We start from the raw sequence: 26238 nt of genomic DNA on the forward strand, positions 1-26238 counted from the left end.
TTTTATTGGATTCACAAATATATGATTTTTAAGGAACAAAAAAATAGGAATTGTGTCAAAATAAGGGCAATAGATCTACGAAAACGTTGTAAATAATAAACAAATTTAAAATTTATTTTCTTTTTTGTTTTTTGCGGTTTTGTAAATCGATAACATTGGAACTTTTAAATATATTTGCTTCATGCAATTTTCTAACATTTTAGGACAAGATTATATTAAAAGTCATTTGACTAAAAGTGCCACTTCAGGTAGGATTCCGCATGCACAATTGTTCGTGGGGCCAGAGGGAAGCGGGACATTAGCCATGGCAATTGCCTATGCGCAGTATATTTTATGCCACAATATTGGGAATGATAATTCGGGAGGAAATGAATCTTGCAATTTGAAATTTCAGACGGTTTCGCATCCAGATTTGCATTTTATATTTCCTACCGTAACTACAGAGGAGGTGAAGACCAAGCCGAAAAGTCTCGATTTTATTGCCGATTGGCGTCAGTTTGTTGCTGAAAACCCATATGGAAGTTTGTTTGACTGGTACCGAATCCTTGGAGTTCAGAATAAGCAGGGCGAAATTCGTGTAGAAGACGCCCAAGAAATTTTGAAATCTTTAGCGTTGAAATCGTATGAAGGGGGCTATAAAATCATGATTGTTTGGATGGCCGATAAAATGAATATTTCCGCTTCTAATAAATTATTGAAATTGTTGGAGGAACCTACGGATAAAACGCTGTTTCTTTTAATTACTGAAAACGAGGAAGACCTTATTCAGACTATTCGTTCGCGTTGCCAAGTTTTGCATTTTAATGCCTTGCCAGAGAAAGTGATTGTCGAAGCCCTTGTTGCCGATAAAAATATTGAACCTAGAGCAGCCACAAAACTGGCACATCAGTCACAAGGGAATTATAACAAAGCCTTGCAAATGTTGCAGGAAAATGGGGAAGAGGTTGTTTTTGAGAAACATTTTGTAGATTGGGTTCGCGCTGCTTTTCGTGCCAAGGGGAATGCCGCAGCAATTCAGGATTTAATTGCTTGGAGTGAACAAATTGCAGGTTTGGGAAGAGAAACTCAGAAAAAGTTCTTGCAGTATTGTATTGAAATGTTTCGGCAGGCTTTGCTGCTGAATTATCAGACTACGAGTTTAGTGTATATGGAGCCTAAAATCGAAAAATTCAAGCTCGAAAATTTTGCGCCCTTTGTTAATGGTACAAATATAAATGATATCTTTAAGGAACTTTCTGATGCGATGTACCATATTGAACGTAATGGTAATGCAAAAATAATATTAACGGATTTGTCAATTAAACTGACTCGATTAATCCATAAAAAATAGAACTTATGTTTAACATCGCCTCCATTTTAGTTCTGGTGCTGCTTGCAGTTACATTTATCCAATCCGGTTATGAAAAAGTAATGTATTGGAGTGACAATGTTACTTGGCTCAAAGAACATTTTTCGAAAACACGACTTAAAAATCATGTTCCTTTAGCGCTATTTCATTTGTTAGTTCTAGAATTGATTTCAGGAATTCTGTGTGTTGTAGGGTGTATTCAATTGCTAGTTAACAACGGGCGAACTTTCGGACTTTATGGCGGAATTTTTTCCTGTATTACCTTAATAATGATGCTTTTTGGACAGCGTTTGGCTAAAGATTATGATGGAGCCCGAACCATTATCATTTATTTTATTCCCGCCGTTATGGTAGTGTATTGGTTGAGTTAGTGTTGATTCTAAATACAAGTACCGCCAGATAATTAGGTGCTCAGTTTATTCTTCATATTTTTTGCTTTCTTTTTTCGAAATGATATCTCTTAACAATTGATTTTCTCTTCTTAATCCAGATATTATTTCTTCTTTATTATTTATGATAGCCAGCAATTGGGCTAACTGTACAACATTGAGTCCCTCGGAAGAATTCTCCTCCTTTAGTTGATCTTTTAACATGGATCCTTTGCCTGTTAGTAACCATTCGGGGTTTATTTCAGGGTATTTTTTTAAGATATTTTCTAATTTATCTACTCCAATCGTCTTATTTTTTTTTAATTGGCTGGCAAAAGAGCCATTGGACATCCCAACTTCTTTTTCGAAAAACATAACACTAAATCCCTTATAATCAATGTATATTTTAATTCTTTTTAACGTGCCTATTTCCATAAAATAAAATATATATAAAATTTAGAAAAAATCTTAAAAAAATGATTATTTAGAATGTGTCTTATTATATTTGCTCCAACAATGGGAGCAAAAAAACCAATGGACAAAAGTAGACAAAAAAATAAAATAGAATACAACGGTATTAAGTTCTTTAGCCACTAAATATAGCTTTTCTAAAAGATAGATCAAACAATGTATAACGGGAGATCGAACGCCGGTTTTTGCAGACAAAATAAAAAAAGAATATAAGCAATTAGACAAAGAAATGAATGCTCTTTTAAACAACAACACCCTTTAAACCAATCATATTAGATTGATACCTGCAATGACATAAATTTCCTTTTTATGTTTTTCTTAAAATCAACTTTTATAATACCTAATTAATCGAACAATGCCTAATACTACAAAAAAGTCCAATATAACCGGAGTTTCCAATATTTGGACAGTACTTACAGAAGGGGGAGCATTAAACGAAGATTTGAAATTTGAGATACAAGCCCATAAAAAACAACTCAATGTTTTTTTTCTCTAAATTGACTAAAGATTGTATTTACACATGCCGTGAATGATATAACTACTTCCTAAAGTTATGTAATACTTTCCAGTTAAAATGGACTCACCTTTGTATTGTTGTTTAAACGCTTTTACATTAAAATGTCAAAAAAATGAACACAACGGATATTTCAAAAAACAAGCAAGTGCAAGAGGGTAAATTAAAACAAAAATTTGTCGTTTTGACAGAAAATGATCTGCTGGTTGTCAATGGAGAAAATAAAGGAATTAAATTAAGTGAAAATTTAGAATTTGAAATACAAGCCCATATAAAACAACGTAATGTTTTTCAAGTTGGAGATTTTTATTGCGTTGTTCTAGATAATCATTCGGGAAAATTCATTTATGTAAGTGAGCACACCGAAGAGATCTTAGGAGTGAAACCAGAAGATGTGACCATTAAAGTTCTTTTAAGGAGGATTCATCCGGAAGACTTGTCCCATTTCATGAACTATACGCATGCGATAGCTGCATTTTTTAAAAACTTGCCTGCCGAAAAAATTGCCAAATACAAATCGAGATTTGATTATAGAGTTCAAAAAAGCAATGGGCAGTACATGCGAATTCTTCAACAAGATATTGTTCTAGAACACGATGATGACGGAGATATATTAAAATCATTGAGTTCCCATATTGATGTATCGCACTTAAAAGGAAGTGGCAAACCCTTGCTGTCCATAATAGGAATAGCCGGAGAGCCTTCCTATATTGATATTGATGTGGAGCAAAAATATAGTATTTCCTCTTTTTTGTCTAAACGGGAAAAACAAGTTGTCAATTTGCTGATTAATGGAAAAGTCAGTAAGGAAATAGCCGAAGAATTGTCTTTATCGGTATATACAATAGAAAGCTATAGAAAAGACATGCTTAAAAAAACTGGAGCCATCACAACCTGTGAACTCGTTGCAAAAGTGATCCGGGAAGGTTGGATTTAATTGGGGGGTTAAAATTACACTTAAATTTTTAAGTTTTGATGGGTGCCGAACGCATTGAAAATGGAATATTTGTGCAGAAAAATTCTCGATAGAGCACTACAAAAAGCGAATGGTATCGAGAATTTTATTTTGTCATTTTTAAAGCGAATGAGTTAGAAAAATATTTTTTTAATTGAAACGAATCCTTCCCGTGATATTATTTGTACCAATAGGAAAAAATTTGAGTTGTTCATTGGGATCGACACTTCGGATAAATTAACTGCGTTTCTTTCTGCTAAAAGTTGTCCTTTTATATCAAATACTTTTACGGAAGATATGATGCTTTTTGCAGTATTTATTATTAAATTTTGGTCTTGTTTGTATACGATTACTGTATTTTCATTAAATGTAGTTTGTGTTCCTGTTAATGAGTTTTGGTTTTCTTCAAATGGCATTTTGTATACAATTTCAAAACGACTATTAAAAGTTCCCGAATCAGAAAAAAAAGTATATCCCCCTAATCTCAAGTCATATGTAGTATTGGTTAAATTATCTTTTATAAATATCTTCTGACCTAAAGAAAATAGGCCATCCATATGGTTAATTGTAACAGAATAATTACCAGCAGTTGTTACCTTAAAACCTAAAGGTACGGAATTTGAAGCGTCAAATGGCAATCCACGCCCTTGAATGGCATAGTTAACATTGTCAATTAAAGAATATAAAGCAATTTCCCCGTCGTTAAAATATTTGCCATCAATGCCACGATCAACCCCAAGAGTGGCTCCTGTAATATACCCTATTAGAGTTTGAGAAAATGCCCCTCCACTATTGGTCATATCCAACCAAAAACGGTGCATTTCTCTTTCAGATTGTCTAAGGTGTTGTTTCTCGATATTTTTGTCTGATAAATTTTCTGCGGTTGCAATGTTTGAAAAGATTGAAAAAAAGATTGCGACTACTAATTTTCTGTTTCCTGAGGTGAACACTTCAGAAAAACTTAGGTAAATTTGTTTCATCATGGTATTTATGGTTAATTGTTTCCTACTTGTTTTAGGCATCAGAATTCCTTTTTTAATACATAATTATTTTAACCATGTCAAAATTTCAAAAAGTATTATTTTGGTTGGTGATATGTTTTTAGGTCGAGTGGTGACTCCTAATATTCGGGATGTAATTCTATACAAGATACTCAGAGGACTTCAACATTTCAAAATTACTTCATTGGATAAAGCAGTGCAATACCCAACATATGGGGTGTTTTGTATGTTAAAAGTGAAGAGATAATATTGGAGTAAATGTTTTACAAAGACTATTTTACTAATAGCTTTTGAATGAGTATATGAAATGCCGTTATAATGAAAAAACACTAAGAATTTGAGACTTTGAAAATTATATCGAATTTAAAAACTCGCGACTTCCCAATTTTCACCAAGACAATTCATCAAATTTTCAATATGTTTTCTGCCTTTCGTTTTCTTGACTGGAAGTGCTATTGATAAACGTTCCATTGAAGGGATAAGTTTTAGAATATTATTAGTAGACAAATAGATTGTTTATTAATAGGTTTTAGATAAAGTATGTGGTGGGGTAAAACAGAATTAAAATAAAAAAGTCCCAAAAAAATGGGACTTTGTGGAGAATATCGGATTCGAACCGACCACCTCTTGCCTGCCAGGCAAGCGCTCTAGCCAAATGAGCTAATCCCCCAAATGCACCGCAAATATACATTTTTTGTTTTAATAAAAAAGCAAATTGTAAAATTCAGGATAGAATCGCTACTATTTACTAAATTTGCACCAAAATCAGCACAATGAGCAACGTCAGAATTACCAAACAATTTAGTTTCGAAACCGGGCATGCATTATATGGCTATGACGGAAAATGCAAAAACGTTCACGGTCATAGTTATAAATTATCGGTAACAGTCATCGGGAAGCCCATTACGGATAGGACCAATGTGAAATTCGGGATGGTAATCGATTTTTCTGATTTGAAAAAAATTGTAAAAGAGGAAATCGTTGATCAATTTGACCATGCCTCGGTATTTAATGAAACTACCCCACATATTGAATTGGCCAATGAATTAAAATCACGCGGGCACCACGTTATATTAGTGAATTATCAACCTACCAGTGAAAACATGGTGATTGATTTTTCAAAAAGAATCAAAAGCCGTTTGCCCGATATTATCAAACTGCACTCCCTGAAATTACAGGAAACTGATACCTCATTTGCCGAATGGTATGCCAGCGACAATTTGTAATCTAAAAAGTACTACATTAGCCACATGCAATTAGCGAACACTAAAAAAATATACTTTGCTTCCGACCAGCATTTTGGTGCGCCAACACCAGAATTGAGTTTTCCAAGAGAACAAAAATTTGTTGCCTGGCTGGATGAAATTAAAACAGATGCGGAAGCCATTTTTTTGTTGGGCGATTTATTCGATTTTTGGTTCGAATACAAAACCGTTATTCCTAAAGGGTTCGTTAGGGTTTTGGGAAAATTGGCCGAAATTCGAGACAGTGGCATTCCCATTTATTTTTTCGTTGGAAACCATGATTTATGGATGTCCGATTATTTCGAAAAAGAGCTGAATATCCCAGTATTTCATAACAACAGGGCGTTTACTTTTGGCAATAAAACCTTTCTCATTGGTCACGGTGACGGAAAAGGTCCCGGGGACAAAGGCTATAAACGCATGAAAAAAGTATTTACGAATTCAGTTTCAAAAGCGCTGTTTAGATGGCTTCATCCGGACATTGGCGTAAAACTGGCACAATATCTTTCCATAAAAAACAAACTCATTTCCGGAGTGGAAGACATGAAATTTTTAGGAGAAGAAAACGAGTGGCTGGTGCTTTATGCCAAGCGAAAACTGGAAACGCAACACTACAATTATTTTGTTTTCGGGCACCGTCATTTGCCCATGATATTATCCGTTGGCGAAAATTCTGAATATGTAAATCTGGGTGACTGGATTGGCTATTTCACCTATGGAGTGTTTGATGGGGAAACTTTTGAGTTAAAAAAATACGAATAGTATTTGTGTGAAAGCATTTTAAGGGGTTTCAGGCAATTTAAACTATAGTTTTGCTTTTAAAAATCATTTTTAGTACAAACAACATCAACAAATAAATCACCAGGGCAACAGGAACGGCAGTACATAACCAGCCTCCCAAGCCGCAAAGCAATTCAAAAGAAAGATGATGGAGTGTTTTGAAAAAGCCATTTTGGAACGAACCCATAATTTCTTCAAGTGTATGATTGTTTGAAGGCACAGAAAAAATAAACTCACCCGCCTTTATAAACGGAAGGATCAAAAGGATTTGCACCGGCCACATCAAATAACTTAAAGCCAGCATTACAGGTAAGTTCAACTTTCTTTTTAAGGAAAGTGTTGTAATCATAAAAGTACTCACTCCAATAACGGGAATGATAGAAATTAATCCGGAGGCAATGAGGCTTTGGACTAATTCCTTTGGGGTTAGCCCTTGTTTAAAAAGAGCGGTGATTTTATTGGTAAAGGGAGTTAATTTCGATTTCATCTTCTTGTATTCTATTTTTCCAAAGCTAAAGCGGTAATAAAAAAGAACATTTTCGGTAACAAATTATTGTGTTGAAAAATGCGGAATACTACTGATTTTCATGTTCCTCCAGATCTTTTTGCAAATCCAGTTTTCTAAACGATGGAGAAAAAAGCCCAGTGCCTAGCGCAATCATCAAGGTCATGCTTCCGCCAAATACTACAGCCGTTACCGTGCCCATTAATTTTGCCGTTAAGCCACTTTCAAAGGCACCTAATTCATTGGATGAACCCACAAAGATGGAGTTTACTGCTGCAACCCGACCTCGCATGGAATCCGGCGTTTTAAGTTGCAGAATCGTTTGGCGTATCACCACCGAAATCCCATCAACAACCCCGCTTAAAAACAATGCGAATACCGACAGCCAGAAAATAGTGGAAAGTCCAAAAACAATGATGCAAATTCCGAATAAGAAAATGGCCGATAAAAGTTTCATTCCGGCATTTTTATTCAAGGGAACATAGGCTGAAATGAACATTGTTATAAATGCGCCCACAGCCGGAGCCGCCCTTAAAACCCCAAAACCTTCAGGTCCGACTTTTAAAATATCTTGGGCAAATATGGGTAACAGGGAAACAGCTCCTCCAAACAATACCGCCACCATATCTAGCGATAACGCGTTCAAAATGGGTTTGTTGTTGTAAACAAATTTCACGCCCTCTTTCAGGCTTTCCATAATGGGTTCGCCAATTTTTGGATTCAAAATGGGTTTGGTTGCAATTTGGGACAAGGCTATCAAGGCTAAAATGGAACACCCAAAAACAGAACACATTGACCAATGTACTCCAATCCAATTGATAGAAAATCCTGCCGCTGCCGGCCCCAAAACGGAGCCAATTTGCCAAACCGAACTGCTCCAGGTCGCCGCGTTTGGATATGCTTTTTTAGGAACAATCAATGATAGTAGCGAAAATATTGTAGGTCCAAGAAAAGCTCTTACAATTCCGCCCAGAAAGACCAAGGCATAAATGGAGTATAGTATTATTGTTGTAGAATAACCGGTTGCAATTGGTGGCCATGTCAACAAAAATAGCCCCAAACTGATTACCGAAAAGCCTAAAATACATTTTAAAAGAAGCCCTTTTTTTTCGTTTTGGTCTACAATATGTCCTGCAAACAGCGCCATAGCAATGGCAGGAATGATTTCCATCAATCCGATGATTCCTAATGATAGCGGATTTTTGGTCAAACTATATACTTGCCATTCAATCACAATAAATTGCATCGACCAGGCAAAAACCATAGCAAAACGCAAGAGGAGAAAGGTGTTAAATTCTCTAAAACGTAGGGCGGCATAGGGGTCATTTTTTTTCATAGAGTCAATTTCAGTCTGTTTATGATGCCTTTTGGAGCTTTATTATTAAATACGTTTGTCGAGGGTTTATTAGGATGTAAAATGAAACAAAAAATAGATGAAGAACAAATTTTTATTCTTTTTTTCCTTCATTACGGGCGAAGGAAAGATAAGACGCATTTTATTTATAAAGGGATCATTCTAACAAATGAGTAGCATTGATAAAAAACAATTGCGTCTGGGTTATTTCTGTAAAATCAATAATTGTTTATTCGTCTAGAATTGTATTCCAGTTAAAAATAAACCCGGACAAAAGGCATTAGGGCTTCATTGTATACGTTTTTATTGGTGTTGTATAACACATTATATCGGGCACCAACGGTTACGTTTCCACTTCTAAAACCGCCACCCAGAAATAAACTGGTGTTCCAAAAATTATTTTGATAATTTACTCCATCAAACGTTTCATATTCATTATTTACACGAATTTCCTCCAATTCTAAGGAAAGCTGAACTTGTTCCACGGGGTTAAATAGGGTTATCAAACTTCCTCCATAATGAAATGAAGTATAATAATTTTTAGAGGAAACATAGCTTCCCTGGAGGCCAATCCCTGCAGAAAAGTAGTTGTTGAAATTATAAATAGCACTTGGAACCAAAGTGATATCCGTATAGCCGGAACCAATACTTAAGCCAATTCCACCGCCAAATTGCACTTTTTGCCAAAAATCATTGTGAATATTTGTTGCAATTGCGTGCTGTTGTGCGATTAAGGAATTCGAAAAGAAGAGTGCTGTTAGTATTACAACAGATCTTGAAACGGCTAAAAAAAATATTTTTTTCATGGTCGCTTAGTTTTTTTTAACAAATTTTTACGTAAAAGTACGTAAAAAATAGATTTAAATAAATTCGTTTAGCGTACTTTTGTATCTCTATTTAACAAATAAGTATATTCACAACTATTATGGATAGGTTTTCATTTCTAAACGCAGCACATACCGAATTTTTTGCACAATTATACGATCAATATTTAGAGAATCCAGATAGCGTTGAGCCTAGCTGGCGAAGTTTTTTCCAGGGTTTCGACTTTGGAATGACTACTTATAATGACGAAAACCCAGTAAACTATATTGCAAATGTGGCTTCTGGTGCCGTTGAAAGTACTCTTGTGTCAGAAAAACTTCAGAAAGAATTTAATGTATTAAAATTAGTTGACGGCTATCGTTCCCGGGGACACTTGTTTACCAAAACAAATCCTGTGAGAGAAAGGAGAGCTTCCGCTCCTACATTAGATATTGAAAATTTTGGGCTTTCAGCAGCCGATTTGGATACCGTTTTTGACGCTGCAAAAGTGATTAAAATACAACCTTGCTCACTTCGGAAAATCGTAGAGCATTTGGACACTATTTATTGTCAGCACATTGGGGTAGAATACATGTATATCCGTATTCCGGAAGTCGTGGGATGGATTCAGAATAAATTAGGGGTCAATGACAATAAACCTAATTTTTCATCAGATGAAAAGAAAGCGATTCTTAATAAATTGAATCAAGCGGTTTCGTTTGAGAATTTTTTACATACAAAATACGTGGGTCAAAAACGATTTTCGCTTGAAGGAGGGGAATCAATCATTCCTGCTCTCGATGCTTTAATCGAAAAAGCCGCTGAAAAAGGAGTGGAGCAATTTGTTATGGGGATGGCACACCGGGGCCGTTTGAACGTTTTGGCAAACATATTTGGCAAATCTACCCAGGATATTTTCGGGGAATTTGACGGGAAAGATTACGATCAGGAATATTTTGACGGGGATGTAAAATACCATTTGGGACTTACCGCCGATAAAGTGACCAGCACTGGAAAAAAGATAAATATCAATTTGGCTCCAAATCCTTCGCACCTTGAAACCGTGGGGGCAGTAATAGAAGGGATCACGAGAGCAAAACAGGATAAGTATTTTTCAGATGATTTTTCAAAAGTATTACCCATTGCCGTTCACGGTGACGCTGCCATTGCAGGTCAGGGCATTTTATATGAAATTGTGCAAATGGCTCAATTGGACGGATATAAAACCGGAGGAACCATTCACATTGTAATCAACAATCAAGTTGGTTTTACCACCAATTATTTGGACGCCCGTTCTTCTAAATATTGTACGGATGTGGCTAAAGTGACACTTTCTCCTGTGTTACATGTTAATGCCGATGATGCCGAAGCGGTGGTGCACGCCATGTCATTTGCGTTGGATTTTAGAATGCAGTTTGGACACGACGTATTCATTGATTTATTGGGATACCGAAAATACGGACATAACGAAGGGGATGAACCTCGTTTTACCCAACCCGTATTGTACAAAATTATCGCAAAACACCAAAACCCAAGAGATATCTACGCCGCTAAGTTATTGGCTGAAGGCGTAATTGATGCGGATTTTGTGAAATCTATAGAAACGACTTATAAACAAGACTTAGACGACAATCTTCAGGCATCCCGTAAAAAAGATTTAACCATAATTACACCATTCATGAAAAATGAGTGGCAAGGTTTTCAACAAGTTACCGATACCCAAATGCTTCAAAAAGTAGATACCTCCTTTCCTAAAGAGGGACTTACCGCAATTGCAAATGTGATCTGTAATTTGCCTTCCGATAAAAAGTTTATCAGTAAAATTGAAAAACTGATCAACGACAGAAAAACGATGTTTTTTGAAACCAATAAGTTGGATTGGGCCATGGCCGAACATTTGGCTTATGGTTCCTTATTGAAAGAAGGATACAATGTGCGTATTTCAGGACAGGATGTAGAACGGGGTACTTTTTCTCACCGTCATGCTGTGGTTAAAGTTGAAGATTCAGAGGAAGAAGTGACTTTGCTGAATAATTTGGAAGGGAAAAACGGAAAATTCAACATTTTCAATTCCCTTTTATCCGAGTACGGTGTTTTAGGATTTGATTACGGATATGCCTTGGCAAGCCCAAACACATTAACTATTTGGGAAGCACAATTTGGGGATTTCAGTAACGGAGCCCAAATCATGATAGACCAATATATCTCTTGTGGTGAAGACAAATGGAACAATCAAAACGGAATTGTATTGTTGTTGCCTCACGGTTACGAAGGGCAGGGTGCAGAACACTCTTCGGCACGAATGGAGCGGTATTTGCAACTTTGTGCCAGACAAAACATGTTTGTAGCCGATTGCACCACTCCCGCCAATTTCTACCATTTGCTAAGAAGACAAATGAAAACCACGTTCCGAAAACCGCTGATTGTGTTTACACCAAAAAGTTTGTTGCGTGACCCAAGAGTAGTTTCAACTGTTGAAGAATTTGCCATAGGAAGTTTCCAGGAAACGTTTGATGATGAATCGGTAAATAAAGCTGATGTGAAAACATTGGTTTTCTGTACTGGGAAATTCTATTATGACATCACTGCCGAGAGAGAAATCAATGGTAGAAAAGACGTAGCCGTAGTACGAATCGAGCAATTGTTTCCGTTACCAATCGAGCAATTAAAAGCAATCATAGCCAAATATCCAAACGCCGATGATTATGTTTGGGCACAGGAAGAACCTAAAAACATGGGGGCTTACAGTTACATGCTCATGAATTTCGACTTGGTAAAATGGAGGCTGGCCTCACTAAAAGCCTATGCGGCTCCGGCCGCAGGAAGTTACACCAGAGCAAAACGCCGTCAGGCAGATGCTATCAGAATGGTATTTGACAAGAATTTATTTCGATAAAAAATAGTTTAAAGTTTAAGGTTTAAAGTTTTTTTTTCTAGAACGTTAAATCTTAAACGAATCAAACCTTAAACAAAAAAAAGACATGATTTTAGAAATGAAAGTCCCATCACCAGGGGAATCCATAAAAGAAGTTGAAATCGCCACTTGGTTAGTAAAAGATGGCGATTATGTAGAGAAAGACCAAGCCATCGCTGAGGTTGATTCAGATAAAGCAACTTTAGAATTACCTGCCGAAGCCAGCGGAATCATCACGCTCAAAGCGGAAGAAGGTGATGCGATTGCTGTAGGCGCTGTAGTTTGTCACATTGATACCGATGGCGTAAAACCATCTGGGTCAGCTCCGGTGGCTGAAGCTCCAAAAGCAGTGGAAGCTCCCAAAGCAGAAGTGAAAGCGGAAGCTAAAGCAGTTCCGGTAGTGGCGACTTATGCTGCAGGAACGCCTTCTCCGGCGGCCAGAAAAATATTGGACGAAAAAAACATACAACCTTCGGATATTCTTGGGACAGGGAAAGACGGACGAATTACCAAAGACGATGCCGTGAACGCTGTGCCGTCTATGGGAACGCCAACAGGAGGTTCTCGTGGTTCAGAAAGAACGAAATTGTCTATGTTGCGCAGAAAAGTGGCCGAGCGTTTGGTTGCTGCAAAAAACGACACCGCCATGTTGACTACGTTTAACGAAGTAAACATGACGCCCATCAATACCATACGTAACGAATATAAAGACGCTTTTAAAGCCAAACACGGCGGACTAGGATTGGGTTACATGTCCTTTTTCACGAAAGCGGTAACCAGAGCGTTGCAATTGTTTCCAGATGTGAATTCCATGATGGATGGCGATTATAAAATAGCGTTCGATTTTTGCGACATTTCCATTGCCGTTTCCGGTCCTAAAGGCCTGATGGTTCCTGTGGTGCGCAATGCAGAAAATTTGAGTTTCCGTGGTATTGAAGCCGACATTAAAAGACTGGCATTAAAAGCCCGTGACGGACAAATTACCGTTGACGACATGACTGGAGGAACTTTCACCATTACCAATGGAGGCGTTTTTGGAAGCATGTTGAGTACGCCAATTATCAACCCACCACAATCTGGAATTCTAGGCATGCACAACATCATTGAGCGCCCGATTGCCGTAAACGGAAAAGTGGAAATTCATCCCATGATGTATGTGGCTTTATCTTATGACCACAGAATTATTGACGGTCGCGAGTCTGTTGGGTTTTTGGTTGCTGTTAAAGAAGCGTTAGAAAACCCACTGGAATTACTGTGTGATAACAATCCTAAAAAAGCATTTGAATTGTAGTCATTGCTTTGTTCTCCTAGCTTTTAGATAAAGCAAAGTCAGAATTAATAGAGCCGTCAGTTTTACTGGCGGTTTTTTTATGCCCTTATTTTAAGGGTTTGTAATTCCTAAATTTAAATTTATACCAAAATTTTAGACTATTAGTGTGTAATAAGGAGGGTTAAGGTTTAATTTAAAGACGGTTTTGTATTTGTAAAATAGTGTTCAACTGAAAGTTTAGTCTTCCTTAACCCAGTTGCGCAAAGTGTAGCTGCTTCGCAAATGTCTTTGACTTTGCGCCCACAATAAAGAACATTTACCATAACAATAAAAACTTCAAACCTACGAAAGTCGTAGTTTTTCTGTTATTTAGAATTTGCCAACGATAAATACAGAAAACGATTGTAATAATCAATAATCCCTTCTCCCAACAGCAAAATATCCGCGCCAATAATGCCTTGTACGGGTTTTACCTTGTGTTCTATTAAGGCGGCGTTTACATGGGTTAAATCGAAAATCACCAAGTTGAAATCATTGTTTTTCCAAGATCCCAATTGCAGTTGGTTGTTCTTGGCCAGTTGGGTAAACATGCCGGTGGCTCCGGCTCCGGTGGCTTTGGTTTTTGATGTCCCGGCATTCAACTGAAACAATTCGACGCTTTCAAAACCTACACAGCTGTTGCTCGCGCCCGTGTCGAGAATGAAGCTGCCTTTTATGCCGTTGATGCTCGCTTTTATAAGCAAATGCTGTGTCTTTAAAACCTTAAATTTTATCTTTTTGTAGTTATTGTTTTTAAGGATAGCAGGAAGGTTTTTCATGATTTTTTGCCACTAAGGCACAAAGGTTTGCGCAAAGTTCGCAAAGTTTTGTCAAATAGCTTCTTTTAAATCGTAATTTTGTAATCCAAAAATAAGGGCCTAAAATAGCAAATGATCATCACCGACACCCACACCCATTTATATTCAGAAGAATTCGATCTAGACCGTGACGAAATGATGCAACGGGCCATTCAAAATGGCGTAACCCGTTTTTTTATCCCTGCAATAGATTCGACCTGCACGGAGGCGATGTATCAATTGGAAAAAGAATATCCCGACAACGTTTTCCTGATGATGGGTTTGCATCCCACGTATGTAAAAGAAAATTATCTGGAAGAACTGCAGCTTGTAGAAAACGAATTGGCCAAAAGAAAATTCTATGCCGTTGGCGAAATCGGAATTGATTTGTATTGGGACAAGACCCATTTAAAGGAGCAACAAATTGCTTTCAAAAGGCAAATTCAATTGGCTAAAATGTACAAGTTGCCCATAGTGATCCATTGCCGGGAGGCTTTCGGCGAAATTTTTGAAATTTTGGAAGAAGAAAAATCGGAAGATTTATTTGGGATATTCCACTGTTTTTCGGGAACATACGAACAAGCATTACAGGCCATTTCCTATAACATGAAACTTGGAATTGGTGGTGTTGTCACTTTTAAAAACGGAAAAATAGACCAATTCTTGAACCAAGTCGACTTGAAGCATATCGTTCTGGAAACGGATTCGCCTTATTTGGCTCCAATTCCGTATCGGGGAAAACGCAATGAAAGCAGTTATCTCATTAATGTGGTTCATAAATTGGCCGAAATTTACGACCGCACCCCCGAAGAAATCGCAAGAATTACGACCGAAAATTCCAAAGCGGTTTTCAATATTTAGCAAAACAAAACCTTATTTTAAATAAATTTTCGTTATTTTGTGCGTACTTTAACAAAACGTCAAAAAATGCAAAAGTTTGATCAAATACGTCCGTTTTACGACGCCGAAATAAATGAAGGGATTCGTTCGTCAGTAAACCATCCGATGATGAAGGCATTGATGAATTTTACCTTTCCCGAGGTTGATGATTCCGTTTGGAAAGGACAAATGATTAAAACGCATTCAATTCGGGATTTTCAGTGCAACTTTATTTATCAATCGATTCAAAAAGTTTTGGAGAAAAGCTCCGACGGTTTGACCACTTCGGGTTTTGAAAAACTAGAAAAAAACACGTCCTATTTATTTATTTCCAACCATAGGGACATCATCTTAGACACTTCTTTGTTGAATGCCGCCTTGTTTGAACATGGTTTGGTGATGACTGCTTCCGCCATTGGAGATAATTTGGTAAAAAAATCATTCTTATTGACGTTGTCAAAACTCAACAGGAATTTTCTGGTACAACGCGGTTTGTCGCCGAGAGAAATGTTGCAAAGTTCTAAATTATTATCTGAATATATTGCACAATTGTTGTTGCGGGAAAATCGTTCGGTATGGATTGCACAGCGAGAAGGAAGGACAAAAGATGGCAATGATGTTACAAACCCGGGTGTTTTAAAAATGCTAGCGATGGGTTCTGAGGAGGAAGATTTGATGCAGTATTTTAAAAATATTAAAATTGTTCCCGTTTCGATTTCGTATGAATACGACCCGACGGATGCGTTAAAAATGCCGCAATTAATGGCCGAGGCAAAAAATGAAATTTACATTAAAGAAAAAAATGAGGATTTCATGACTTTGTTGAGTGGAATAATGGGGCAAAAAAGGCACATTCACATTCACGTAGGTGACGTTTTAGATAAGGAATTGGATGCAATCGCTTCAGAATTCAATAATTCCAACAAACAAATTCAGGCTTTGGCACAAGTTATTGATGATTCTATTTTGACTAGTTACAAGCTTTGGCCTACAAATTATATAGCCTACGACATTCTTCATAAAACCAATACATTCAGTTCGTTTTACACGGACAATGAAAAATTGCTTTTTGAGAGGCGAATGGAAATTAGGATTGACCAAAAAAATCCGGTTGCCTTGGAAGGTTTTTTGAATATGTATGCCAATCCAGTTGTCAATAAATTAAGGTATGATACTGCTATCTAAACCCAACATCCTTCTCATTTACACGGGAGGTACTATTGGCATGATGAAGGATTTTGAAACGGGTGCTTTAAAGGCTTTTGATTTTAGTAAACTGTCACAAAAAATCCCGGAGTTACAGTTGTTGGACTGCAAGATAGAAACCATTTCTTTCGAAAACCCAATCGATTCATCAAACATGAATCCAGCGGGATGGTTGAAAATGGCTACCATTATTGAGGATAATTATACCCAGTTTGATGGTTTTGTGGTGCTCCATGGTTCAGATACCATGTCCTATTCAGCGTCCGCATTGAGTTTTATGTTAGAGCATTTATCGAAACCGGTTGTTTTTACGGGGTCGCAATTGCCTATTGGGGATTTACGAACGGATGCTAAGGAAAATCTCATTACGGCCATACAAATCGCTTCTTTGAAAGACAAAAACCAGCCCGTAATTCATGAAGTTTCCCTGTATTTTGAATATAAATTATATCGGGGAAACCGAACCACTAAAATAAATGCGGAACATTTTAATGCTTTTGCTTCTCCAAATTACGGACCACTTGCCGTTTCAGGGGTGCATTTAAAAATAAACCAAGAGCTGTTTTTGCCAAAAACAAACTCCAAAAAATTACTGGTTCATAAAGAATTGGATAATAATGTGGTCATTGTGAAAATGTTTCCCGGTATAAATGAGAACGTGTTGTCTTCCATTTTAAGCATTCCCGGTCTGAAAGGAATGATTTTAGAGACCTATGGTTCCGGAAATGCACCCACTGATGAATGGTTTATTTTTGCAATTGAGGAAGCAATCAAAAACGGGTTGCATGTTGTTAATGTTACGCAATGTTCAGGAGGAAGCGTGAACATGGGGCAATATGAAACCAGCACAGCATTAAGAAGGATTGGAGTGATTTCCGGGAAAGATATCACCACCGAAGCTGCAATTACAAAGCTGATGTATCTTTTGGGCCAAAAAGTAGCGCCACATGTTTTAAAAACAATATTCGAAACCGCTATAAGAGGAGAATTGTCATAAAAATTAAATATTAATTTTCATTACTGGATTTTTTTATGGTTATTTGCAAACTCAAATAAAATAGAGAGGTGGCCGAGTGGCTGAAGGCGCACGCTTGGAAAGCGTGTATATGGCAACATATCGAGGGTTCGAATCCCTTCCTCTCTGCTTTAAAAAACCGTAATTAGCTACAATATAGGCTATTACGGTTTTTATGTTTTAATTATTGTACGATTAATGTACGATGGGCTTTAAATTGGTTAAAAAAGCTATATTTTCTTAGTAAATATAAATAGAATTTTACGATATGCCAAAATCTAATTAAGTTAATTGGATGGCACTTCATTTAGGTTTGAGTTTGTTAACAAATAGTGAAAAAGGACTGAGTCTTTAAATATTGTAATTTTCAAAGTGCCTCAAGTCAAAATTTTCTAACTCAACTAATATTATTTCTTGAATGGATTTATTTTTCGGTTCATTTCCATACCAAACCATAATGATTGACGAACCATCAAATTGATTTTTTTTATCATTTATTGGTTTGCTGGTTAACCAAGCTGAATAAATAAAGGGTTTTAGTTCAGTGTCTGATATTTTTATATTGGCTTGTTTGTAAACAACTTTTCTTTCACCCCAAGCACTCGGATATGATGTTTTTTTGAGAATAGTGTGGTTTAATTCTTCATCAGGCTCACCAGAAATTAATCCAGAATAAGTAGGAATCATATTGAATCCTTCTATTGTTATTTTTCTTCCGTTTCTTAGTTGAACACTTAAATTTCTCATATTTATTTCTTTACTTATAAATATCAATTAAGACGCAAAAAAAGGAAAAAACTAAATTTTGTTAAGGAAGTATTTGAGAAAAATGATATGCCAAAATTAATTAAGGTTGTTGGCTGGCAACCCCTTTAGGTTTGAATGTAATTAAAAATATTCAAAAAATGTCTTAGTTGATGTTGTTTTTAAAACTAGGTGTCGCTTCGCTCCAATTTGATTGAAGATAGATTAATCCATTAGATAATTATTGATAGAATAAAGAAAAACTTTTTAATTGATATTGTTTTATAATGGTGTCGCTTCGCTCTCTAAAGTTGAATATGTTTTATATAATGGTTTGAATCAATATTGTTAGTTGATATGGTTTAAAAATTAAATAGATAAAGCAGTATGTTTTAAAAAAAACGGTTTATATATTTCTTGTAATTAATTTTATTTATATTCTTATTTTTAATATTATATATATTTTTATATATAGTGGTTTAAAGAACATATTTCCTGTTTTCAGAACAACATCCCCTGCTTTTTATATTATATATTGATTTTGATAAACAACAGGGGGTGTTTCTATTTCAACATAATTTGTTTAATAGAAACTCAACAAAAAATTTTAAAAAATATTTTTAATTAAATCTTCTTTGAATCATCATATAAAACTCATAATATAGACCAATTCAGGGTCATTAGCATTATTACCTTGTGAATAACAACGTGTGTGCCTGAATCAACAGGGGGTGCTTTAAAAACGCTTTCAACTCTATTCATACTCAAATAGAACTTAAAGGGAAAATTTTAAAAAATATTTTTTTTAAAGTATCATAACTACCCATACGGGGGTGGTTATATCAACAGGGAGAGGGGGCTAACGAGGCAGGGGGGGTTATTATTTTAGATTCCCTTTCAATACAATTTCACCAAGCTTAACTGCCCAGCGTTCATCATCAAAATTCACCTCAAATCCAGTGCTATATTTTATATGAACATTTTTAACTACATCTAATCCTTTGAATTCACAAATAAAAAAAGGGTTTTTTGAACTATAAGCGTGTGTAAATTTCACATAATCAAAATGCTTTAAACTACCATCTTTATTATAAAATCTACTTCTCCAATGGTCACTAATATCCCGATATTCAAATTTCTTTTCGCCAGTAACCATAACATTAAAAGGTTCTAGTTTTAAGTTGAAGTTTAATATCTTATATTGCTTTAGTTCGCTTTCTGAGTTAAATTTTACTGCCATAATTATTCTTTTAGAATTTTCATTACCCCACAATACCATTAATAAACGTATCAACAAATCCAATTATCCGATTCAGGATTCTATCACCTAATTTCTTTCTTTCAAGTATGGTTGGTTTATCGCCTTCAATCAATTCCAGTATCTCATCACGCATAGGCTCTCTTTCTGAGAACAGGTAGTTTTCAATAAGTTTTTCTGTTTTCTCTGGTGATAGATTTTCGTCTTTTACCAGTTGATTAAATGCTTTCAACTGTTCTTCGTTCCAGTACTTTTCAAATTCCTGTGGCACATCGTCTGTGTCTTCTATAACGGGAAGATTCTCTTTGATGAATCGCTCTATCAACTCTCGTTTGCTTCTTAAATCGGCTTCGGTATTCAGTAGGTTGTATATCTCATTTTCCGCTTTTGAAGTATCACCTTTAGTATTCGCCTTCAATTTGATTAATAGCTGGATAATGTAGTTTACATTAATTTCGTCACGGTGTATCAATTCCAATTCAAAATCCACATCTTCAAGAATTGAAACCTTTTCTTTTTTGCGTTCTTCAACAACCTTGTCATATAAGTCCAAGTATTTGCTTTTATAGTCTTCAAATTGTTGTTCATCCATCTCTAAATCTGACCAATCAAAATCAGCAAATGAATTCATTATGTTTCTTAACCGCATCAAGTCTCTAAAAGCTTTGATAAATGCCAGTTCATCATCTTCGGTCTGTAATTCGTTTACACTATCTATTGTTGGTGTAAGCTTAACCAATTCCGCATAGGCATCATTGAATTTTTGGGTGTAATCTTCATACGGTTTCATTATGATTACATCAATGGCTTCCTTGTTGCTGAATAACGTAATGGCTTCATCCGTGGCATTTTTCAGGTTACGGAACACTACAATGTTTCCCTGTGATTTCTGTTCATTCAACACCCTGTTTGTTCTGGAATAGGCTTGTATTAATCCGTGGTATTTCAAGTTCTTATCAACATACAAAGTGCTTAATGTAGGACTGTCAAATCCAGTCAGGAACATATTCACCACCAACAAAACATCAATCTTACGTTCTTTTACTTTCTTTGAAATATCATTGTAATAGTTGTAATAACTCTCGCTGTCCTTGGTCGAGAACTTGGTGTCATACATTTGATTGTAATGACCAATAAACTCATCTAATTTCTCACGGCTGTGAGCTTGCAATCCATATAAAGCTCTGGGTGGTTCTTCTACAACAGACAGTTCTTCTGGAATAAAACCGTTGGCATCTGCATCATCTTCATTAGTTGCATAGCTGAAAATGGTGGCTATTTTTAAATTATGCTCGCCAGCTTCTTTCTTCTTTTGGAAAATATCATAGTATTTGATTAGCGTTTCAACACTTGATACACAAAACATTCCAGTGAATTCTTTGTTATGGGTTTTACGGCTGTGGTTGGCTATGATGTAGTCCGTAATTTTGCCCAATCGGCTAGGGTCTTCCATCAATTCCTTGGTGTCGATGTCTTCTACTTCAATGTCAACTGTGGTTTCCCTGTTTGCTTTTTCCCTGTACCGACCTACATATTCTACCGCAAACTTCAACACATTTTCATCTTTGATAGCATCCGTAATCACATATTTATGAAGGCATTCTCCAAACAGTTCCGATGTGGTTCTTCTTCCTAAATCGTTCTTTACTGAATTGTCTGCAAAAATTGGCGTTCCAGTAAATCCAAACATCTGGATGTTCTTAAAAAACGCTTTGATACGATTATGCGTTTCTCCAAACTGGCTTCTGTGACATTCGTCAAATATGAACACAATACGTTCATTCTTCAACTTGTCCATTTTGTCCAAATATTGCTTTTTGCTTATGGCTGTATTTAGTTTCTGGATGGTGGTTACTATCAACTTGGTGTCGTCTGTAAACTGATTTACCAGTGCTTTGGTATTGTCTGTTCCGTCAATACTTCCTTTGCTGAAACTGTTAAATTCTTTGGTGGTTTGGTAATCTAAATCTTTCCTGTCCACTACAAACACTACTTTTTTAACCTCTGGCAAATTCATTATGATTTGGCTGGCTTTAAAAGAGGTGAGTGTCTTTCCTGAACCAGTGGTGTGCCAGATATAACCGTTTTTGGTGCTGTTTTTCACTCGGTCAATCAATGCTTCTACTGCATAAAATTGATAGGGTCTTAGCACCATAGGAATTTTATAAGCTTCATTCAAAACGATGTATTTGCATATCATTTTGGATATGTGGCAAGGTTCTAAGAACTCACTTGTAAACCCATTTAGAATGTTGGTCAAACGTTTATTTTCTTTGTCAGTCCAATAGAACGTTTGTTTGAAGGATTGGTTTCTATTATTAGCGTAATACTTGGTGTTTACACCATTTGAGATTACAAATATTTGTATGTATTGGAATAGAGCTGAATTAGAACCAAATGAATGGCGTTGGTAACGGTTGATTTGGTTAAAAGCTTCTTTTAGTTCTAAACCTCTACGCTTTAGTTCTATTTGAACCATAGGCAGTCCGTTAATCAACAGGGTAACGTCATAACGGTTTTTGTACTTACCTTCCATACTGACTTGGTGGGTCACTTGGAACTGGTTCTGACACCAATGCTCGGTGTTCATAAACTCAAAATACAAGTTGTCACCATTATCCCTAACAAGGTGTTGTTTCTCTCTTAGGTTTTTACCTTTTTCAAACACAGAACCTTTGGCTAGGATATTCAACACCCTTTCAAATTCAGTTGCCGAAAATTTAGCGTTACCAGCTTTAATTAAAGCCTGACGATTGTGAATTTCTAATTGGTGTTTAAGGTTTGCAAGAAGTTCGGTTTCGTCTTTTAACTGCACTAAACCATAACCCAACTTTTGGAGCTGTGCTACTAATTGGTCTTCTAATATTGCTTCGGGTTGTTTAGCCATTATATAAGATTAATAAATTTGCCCATCATTGTATTTAAACATCTTTAACACTTTTTTTAATTTATTGTCTTTGCAAAACTTGTGAACTGTTTCCCAAGAAAGAAAATGTAAGTCAAAATCTGTTTTACCCTTAAATTTTTTAATGTTTTCTTCTAATGTTGGAATAAGCCCAATATAATAATTTTGCTTGCAACCATTCAATTTTTTAAAGGCTTTCAACACAATTTTATTCTCTCCTATTTTTCTATCCCTTTCAGACTCTAATAGTTTAACACCGCCCTTTTCGTTAATTTCTATCCAATTATCAATTAATGATTTCTTTAAATAAAGCTGGGAGAATAAATTTGACCAATAATTTTTAGGTCTTATTTTGTGTTCACTATTTATAGGTTCAATGTACTTTCCAAATTCAGTTTCAATGTTCCAGTTTTTTTTATAGGTTTTTACTTTTCCTTCAAAGAACAAAACCTTTTTGTCTTCTTTATTTTCATAATGAATAATGATTATCAAATCCGCATCACCAAATCGGGAAAAAGATTGCTCTAGCAGTATGGTATATTTTTTCGGTTCTCCTACATCAATTGGATATGGCAACTTAATTAACCCAATAAATTCTCTTAAAAGATTTTTATCCTCACCTATATTGAATATCAGTGAATTGATTATTCCACGTTCAGAATAACCAAATATTTTATTTTGCTCTTCTAATATTGCTTGTGGTTGTTTCGTCATATTCTTATAAAATTGTAGATTATGTTATTCTTATCTGTCTAATAGTCAGTTGATTTCAATTAAAAATATAACATATTGGTCTTTGTAAAATTTGTTAAATAATTATTAACAATTGTTGATAAGTAATAGATTTATTCCTTATATTTGCACCGAGTTCATTTCTCACTCGAGAAAAGGAAATCGAGAAACGCAAGCCCAGATGCTCTGCGTTTTTTGCTTTTATAATAGTTCGTCTAACTTCCTTTTATATTTTTTAGCAATCTTATCTCTTTGTGCATCTTTCCCTTCCAAATAGTAAGCTGTGAGTAAAAAATAAACGTTTTGGTTTATCTTGGGTTCAAATACAATAACATATTTTTCATCAACGTCATACAGATAAGTTCTCAATCCTTCTGGTTCTTTCACTGTAAACAGCATCATATTGTTTTTCTTTTTACAATCAATATGGTAACGAACCCAATGAAGTCTTTTTGACCTGCTCATTTCAAATTCTCGTTTATTTGTAACTCTGTCAGTGATTACAGTTGTTAGATGTCTAAATAATGTGTCCATCCCAATAGCACCATCTTTTGGACAAGGAATTACTAGCTTGTTGTTAAAGTGTATTGGTTGTCTGTTTATAAAAGCTTCACTGAACACTCCTTTTAATGAAGCCAACCTTTGCGGTTCATTAAGCGAAGCCAAATCAAGAAGCTCATTGTATCTTTTTAGTAAATTTAATGGCATAACTATCGTAATTCGATGAAAAACAAATTCAATTTATCGGAATAATTGGTCTTCAATAGAGCATCATTGCAATGATGTTTTATTTTGTCAATTATTTGAATTTTTGCGATATTTTTCTTTTCATCTTGATTGTGAAGATAGGAGATGGCTCCCATCATAAAATCCGTTACTTGCATTATTATGCTCTCGTGGGAACGAATGTTTTGAACGTTCCTAAAAACGCCAAATTTGGTATTCAAAACAACTTTTAGTTTGTTTACTTTATAAGCACTCAATGTGTCCTTAATGTCTAAATAGACATTGTAATTGTACAAACTGTTGATGTTGTGGTTCAGCAGGTAATAATACATTTTATAATAAAAGTCGTCATAGGATTGTTTGAAAGCATCATTGTTGATTTTTGCTTTTTCAATGCCTACGGTTCTAAATTGCAAATCTGTGGCAAAAAAGTAATCAACCAAATCCAGATAAAAACGAATTTTTGATTTTGAGACATTAGACCATTTTATCTCGGCAAAAAAGTGGTGCTTCTTTTTTAATTCATTAATTTTTTCGGTGTGTAATTTGACCTGATTATAGGCTACACTCGTTGACCCTAAAAACATATATTTTTTATGGTCGTTCTCGATATGGCAACTTTCGTCACAATAGATGTTGAATGTTTTATTCATAATTTATATAAACATTTGTTGTAATAATTCTTTGTTTTAAAACACTTCAGGTTGTTTAGCCTTTAGTTTCCCTTATCTCTATTACCCTTTTTTCTAACAAATTTTTCTTTGTTTCAAGAATTTTAGCTTGGTCATACCAGCCAAATTCCATAATATAGGCTTTTATATTATTATCGAGAGCTGTAATTTCATTTTCTAAATCAATTATATGATTTTCTATTTCGGCTTGTTCAAGCGACAAATTGTTTGATGAAATGACAAAAAAATGATTGTTTTCAACTTCTAATGTTAACCCTTCATAATATCGTTTTTTTATAAAGACAGTTTTGCTAAACATCCCGTCATTATATGAAATCGTGTCGACAATTATTGTGTCATCTTGAAACCCTTTTTCTAGTAAATCTTCATATTTCAATTTTTGATTTACTAGCTGTTTTAATATTTTGGTGTTTTCTGAATTCATCATACTCTAATTTATATAAACATTTGTTGTAATAATCCTTTTTTCCAGACCCCTGTATTTGCTATTTGCGATTGACAATGATTTATTTTTTCATCAATTACCATTAGAAAATTAGCGATTTTGGTTTGTTCTTCTATACAAGGCAAATCTATATCTAACAATGCTAATTGACTTGAATATAGATGGACAACTGAAATGCCCTGAGCAAGATTTGCAATATCTTTTTTCTTTTTATTGTTCAAATAATAAGATAGAAAAATTCCATTATTTTCTGTTTTAATGATGTTTAAGTCACTTCCTAAAGCGACCCCTGATTTTATAACGCAAGATGCTTTTGCAATATCAATTTGTGTTTCACCAGAAGCAGGAATAATTACATCATTTGCTTCACTAAAAACTAAATTTTCATACTTGCTATTTGTTCTTGATTTAATTTCGTCAATTACTTCACCATAATAAGTGTATAATTCTCCATATCTAATACATTCAAATTCTCCATTTTCTGTAATATCACTTTTTGATATTCCTTTTCCTTTTGAAAAAGTAGCAATTTCCCCCAATTTCTTAGTTGTCCATTTTGGATATTCATTCCCATTATCATCTTTAAAGTAACTATAGGTTATTCTCTCTCTCTCTCTCTCTCTCTCTCTACAAAATGGGCGTTCCCAGCGTTTTCATTATCAAAAATCAATTGCATTACCCCTTTTTTATAGGATTTTAACTCTGCTAATTCTTGCTCCATTTTCTCTATCTTTTCATCTATTGAAGAAAGAAAATTAGCGATTTTGGTTTGCTCTTCAAGGGTTGGAATCGGGAGAGATATATTTTTTACAATATCAGCGGACAAATTTCCTTGTCCACCTTGGAGAAAGGTTTTAATAATATTTTCTTTTTTAAATTTTAAAAATGAATAAATATAAAAATGATTCTCATTAGATTTAATACATAATACCGCTTGATTAATTGCTCCATTAATTTTTGAAATGCCAACTTCACCACTTGTTGCCCCATACAAAGCATAAAGAATATCTCCAGTTTCAACCAATTTTGCCGAAGATTTTTTTAAACCTTCTTCTGTAATAAATTGCTCAGTGGTACTCGAATTAATTTCCCCAGAACGAATAAATGGTATTTTTCCACCAAAATATTGTCGCTTTGTAGTTAAAGGTGTTCCGCCAGAATAAAACTTTGCAATATCTCCCAACTTTTTAATTTCCCATTCAGGATAGTCATTACCGTTTTTATCTTTAAACTGTAACCGTTTTTTTGAATTATCGTTTTCTAACATTGTTG

At 35.2% G+C, this 26238-nt stretch carries 25 protein-coding genes and 2 tRNA genes; 11 read left to right on the top strand and 16 right to left on the bottom strand.

Going from position 1 to position 26238, the window contains the following annotated elements; translation table 11 throughout:
• Positions 1 to 181 precede the first annotated feature (181 nt).
• Together DB895_RS06245 and DB895_RS06250 are read left to right on the top strand one after the other, a co-directional pair.
• Positions 182 to 1330 carry a DNA polymerase III subunit gene (locus tag DB895_RS06245; RefSeq protein WP_116724509.1) on the top strand — a complete coding sequence of 383 codons (1149 nt, stop codon included), beginning with the start codon at positions 182 to 184 and terminating at the stop codon, positions 1328 to 1330.
• A gap of 5 nt (positions 1331 to 1335) precedes the next feature.
• Entirely contained in the window at positions 1336 to 1719 is a 384-nt protein-coding gene (locus DB895_RS06250; RefSeq protein ID WP_116724510.1) for a DoxX family protein, read from the top strand.
• A 45-nt stretch (positions 1720 to 1764) separates the two neighbouring features.
• Here the strand turns inward: DB895_RS06250 and DB895_RS14370 are convergent, their stop codons facing one another.
• Entirely contained in the window at positions 1765 to 2151 is a 387-nt protein-coding gene (locus tag DB895_RS14370) for a hypothetical protein (RefSeq protein ID WP_208012140.1), read from the bottom strand.
• A gap of 665 nt (positions 2152 to 2816) precedes the next feature.
• Here DB895_RS14370 and DB895_RS06260 point away from each other — a divergent pair.
• A complete protein-coding gene (locus DB895_RS06260) occupies positions 2817 to 3638 on the top strand; it encodes a LuxR C-terminal-related transcriptional regulator (protein WP_116724511.1) in 822 nt (273 codons plus the stop codon).
• Positions 3639 to 3790: 152 nt separating this feature from the next.
• On the opposite strand, the gene DB895_RS06265 is transcribed toward DB895_RS06260, so the two are convergent.
• Positions 3791 to 4678: a hypothetical protein gene (locus DB895_RS06265; protein WP_133242649.1), complete on the bottom strand. Its 888-nt coding sequence runs from the start codon at positions 4676 to 4678 to the stop codon at positions 3791 to 3793.
• Positions 4679 to 5253: 575 nt separating this feature from the next.
• A tRNA-Ala gene (locus DB895_RS06275) sits at positions 5254 to 5327 on the bottom strand.
• A gap of 103 nt (positions 5328 to 5430) precedes the next feature.
• Here DB895_RS06275 and DB895_RS06280 point away from each other — a divergent pair.
• Together DB895_RS06280 and DB895_RS06285 are read left to right on the top strand one after the other, a co-directional pair.
• Entirely contained in the window at positions 5431 to 5883 is a 453-nt protein-coding gene (locus DB895_RS06280; RefSeq protein WP_116724514.1) for a 6-pyruvoyl trahydropterin synthase family protein, read from the top strand.
• Between the two features lie 24 nt (positions 5884 to 5907).
• A complete protein-coding gene (locus DB895_RS06285) occupies positions 5908 to 6663 on the top strand; it encodes a UDP-2,3-diacylglucosamine diphosphatase (RefSeq protein WP_116724515.1) in 756 nt (251 codons plus the stop codon).
• A 37-nt stretch (positions 6664 to 6700) separates the two neighbouring features.
• On the opposite strand, the gene DB895_RS06290 is transcribed toward DB895_RS06285, so the two are convergent.
• From DB895_RS06290 to DB895_RS06300, 3 genes are all read right to left on the bottom strand, one after another.
• Entirely contained in the window at positions 6701 to 7168 is a 468-nt protein-coding gene (locus DB895_RS06290) for a DUF2062 domain-containing protein (RefSeq protein ID WP_116724516.1), read from the bottom strand.
• An 88-nt stretch (positions 7169 to 7256) separates the two neighbouring features.
• On the bottom strand, positions 7257 to 8522 hold the full coding sequence (locus DB895_RS06295; RefSeq protein WP_116724517.1) for an MFS transporter: 1266 nt from the start codon (positions 8520 to 8522) through the stop codon (positions 7257 to 7259).
• Positions 8523 to 8794: 272 nt separating this feature from the next.
• Positions 8795 to 9346, bottom strand: coding sequence for a hypothetical protein (locus tag DB895_RS06300; RefSeq protein ID WP_116724518.1), 552 nt, complete (start codon positions 9344 to 9346; stop codon positions 8795 to 8797).
• A gap of 119 nt (positions 9347 to 9465) precedes the next feature.
• Here DB895_RS06300 and DB895_RS06305 point away from each other — a divergent pair, with 119 nt between their 5' ends.
• Complete coding sequence (locus DB895_RS06305; protein WP_116724519.1) at positions 9466 to 12240, top strand: 2-oxoglutarate dehydrogenase E1 component; 2775 nt, start codon at positions 9466 to 9468, stop codon at positions 12238 to 12240.
• Positions 12241 to 12325: 85 nt separating this feature from the next.
• Positions 12326 to 13549 carry a 2-oxoglutarate dehydrogenase complex dihydrolipoyllysine-residue succinyltransferase gene (gene odhB / locus DB895_RS06310; protein WP_116724520.1) on the top strand — a complete coding sequence of 408 codons (1224 nt, stop codon included), beginning with the start codon at positions 12326 to 12328 and terminating at the stop codon, positions 13547 to 13549.
• A gap of 344 nt (positions 13550 to 13893) precedes the next feature.
• Here the strand turns inward: odhB and DB895_RS06315 are convergent, their stop codons facing one another.
• Positions 13894 to 14346, bottom strand: coding sequence for a retropepsin-like aspartic protease (locus DB895_RS06315; protein ID WP_116724521.1), 453 nt, complete (start codon positions 14344 to 14346; stop codon positions 13894 to 13896).
• Positions 14347 to 14457: 111 nt separating this feature from the next.
• Here DB895_RS06315 and DB895_RS06320 point away from each other — a divergent pair, with 111 nt between their 5' ends.
• The 4 genes from DB895_RS06320 to DB895_RS06335 all read left to right on the top strand — a co-directional run bounded on the left by DB895_RS06320 (position 14458) and on the right by DB895_RS06335 (position 17593).
• Positions 14458 to 15225 carry a TatD family hydrolase gene (locus DB895_RS06320; RefSeq protein WP_116724522.1) on the top strand — a complete coding sequence of 256 codons (768 nt, stop codon included), beginning with the start codon at positions 14458 to 14460 and terminating at the stop codon, positions 15223 to 15225.
• 66 nt (positions 15226 to 15291) lie between these two features.
• Entirely contained in the window at positions 15292 to 16428 is a 1137-nt protein-coding gene (locus DB895_RS06325) for a 1-acyl-sn-glycerol-3-phosphate acyltransferase (protein WP_116724523.1), read from the top strand.
• Complete coding sequence (locus DB895_RS06330) at positions 16418 to 17446, top strand: asparaginase (protein ID WP_116724627.1); 1029 nt, start codon at positions 16418 to 16420, stop codon at positions 17444 to 17446. The genes DB895_RS06325 and DB895_RS06330 overlap by 11 nt, the downstream gene beginning before the upstream one ends.
• A 62-nt stretch (positions 17447 to 17508) precedes the next feature.
• Positions 17509 to 17593: transfer RNA gene (locus tag DB895_RS06335), tRNA-Ser, on the top strand.
• Positions 17594 to 17815: 222 nt separating this feature from the next.
• Here DB895_RS06335 and DB895_RS06340 read toward each other — a convergent pair.
• The 9 genes from DB895_RS06340 to DB895_RS06380 form a co-directional block, all read right to left on the bottom strand.
• Complete coding sequence (locus DB895_RS06340) at positions 17816 to 18211, bottom strand: hypothetical protein (RefSeq protein ID WP_116724524.1); 396 nt, start codon at positions 18209 to 18211, stop codon at positions 17816 to 17818.
• A gap of 877 nt (positions 18212 to 19088) precedes the next feature.
• A complete protein-coding gene (locus DB895_RS06345) occupies positions 19089 to 19448 on the bottom strand; it encodes a hypothetical protein (RefSeq protein ID WP_133242650.1) in 360 nt (119 codons plus the stop codon).
• Positions 19449 to 19470: 22 nt separating this feature from the next.
• Positions 19471 to 22353: a type I restriction endonuclease subunit R gene (locus tag DB895_RS06350; RefSeq protein ID WP_116724526.1), complete on the bottom strand. Its 2883-nt coding sequence runs from the start codon at positions 22351 to 22353 to the stop codon at positions 19471 to 19473.
• Between the two features lie 9 nt (positions 22354 to 22362).
• Positions 22363 to 23085: a hypothetical protein gene (locus DB895_RS06355; protein WP_116724527.1), complete on the bottom strand. Its 723-nt coding sequence runs from the start codon at positions 23083 to 23085 to the stop codon at positions 22363 to 22365.
• 219 nt (positions 23086 to 23304) lie between these two features.
• Entirely contained in the window at positions 23305 to 23811 is a 507-nt protein-coding gene (locus DB895_RS06360; protein ID WP_116724528.1) for a hypothetical protein, read from the bottom strand.
• A 2-nt stretch (positions 23812 to 23813) separates the two neighbouring features.
• Positions 23814 to 24482, bottom strand: coding sequence for a DUF3800 domain-containing protein (locus tag DB895_RS06365; RefSeq protein WP_116724529.1), 669 nt, complete (start codon positions 24480 to 24482; stop codon positions 23814 to 23816).
• A gap of 55 nt (positions 24483 to 24537) precedes the next feature.
• Positions 24538 to 24948, bottom strand: a complete 411-nt coding sequence (locus tag DB895_RS06370) for a hypothetical protein (protein ID WP_145958729.1) — start codon at positions 24946 to 24948, stop codon at positions 24538 to 24540.
• A gap of 8 nt (positions 24949 to 24956) precedes the next feature.
• A complete protein-coding gene (locus DB895_RS06375; protein WP_116724531.1) occupies positions 24957 to 25568 on the bottom strand; it encodes a restriction endonuclease subunit S in 612 nt (203 codons plus the stop codon).
• Positions 25565 to 26233 (bottom strand): restriction endonuclease subunit S, encoded by a 669-nt coding sequence (locus tag DB895_RS06380; protein WP_116724532.1) that lies wholly within the window; start codon positions 26231 to 26233, stop codon positions 25565 to 25567. Before DB895_RS06380 ends, DB895_RS06375 begins: the two co-directional genes overlap by 4 nt.
• Positions 26234 to 26238: the final 5 nt, after the last annotated feature.

This window comes from Flavobacterium psychrotolerans (assembly GCF_003097635.1).
Taxonomy (GTDB): Bacteria; Bacteroidota; Bacteroidia; order Flavobacteriales; family Flavobacteriaceae; genus Flavobacterium; species Flavobacterium psychrotolerans.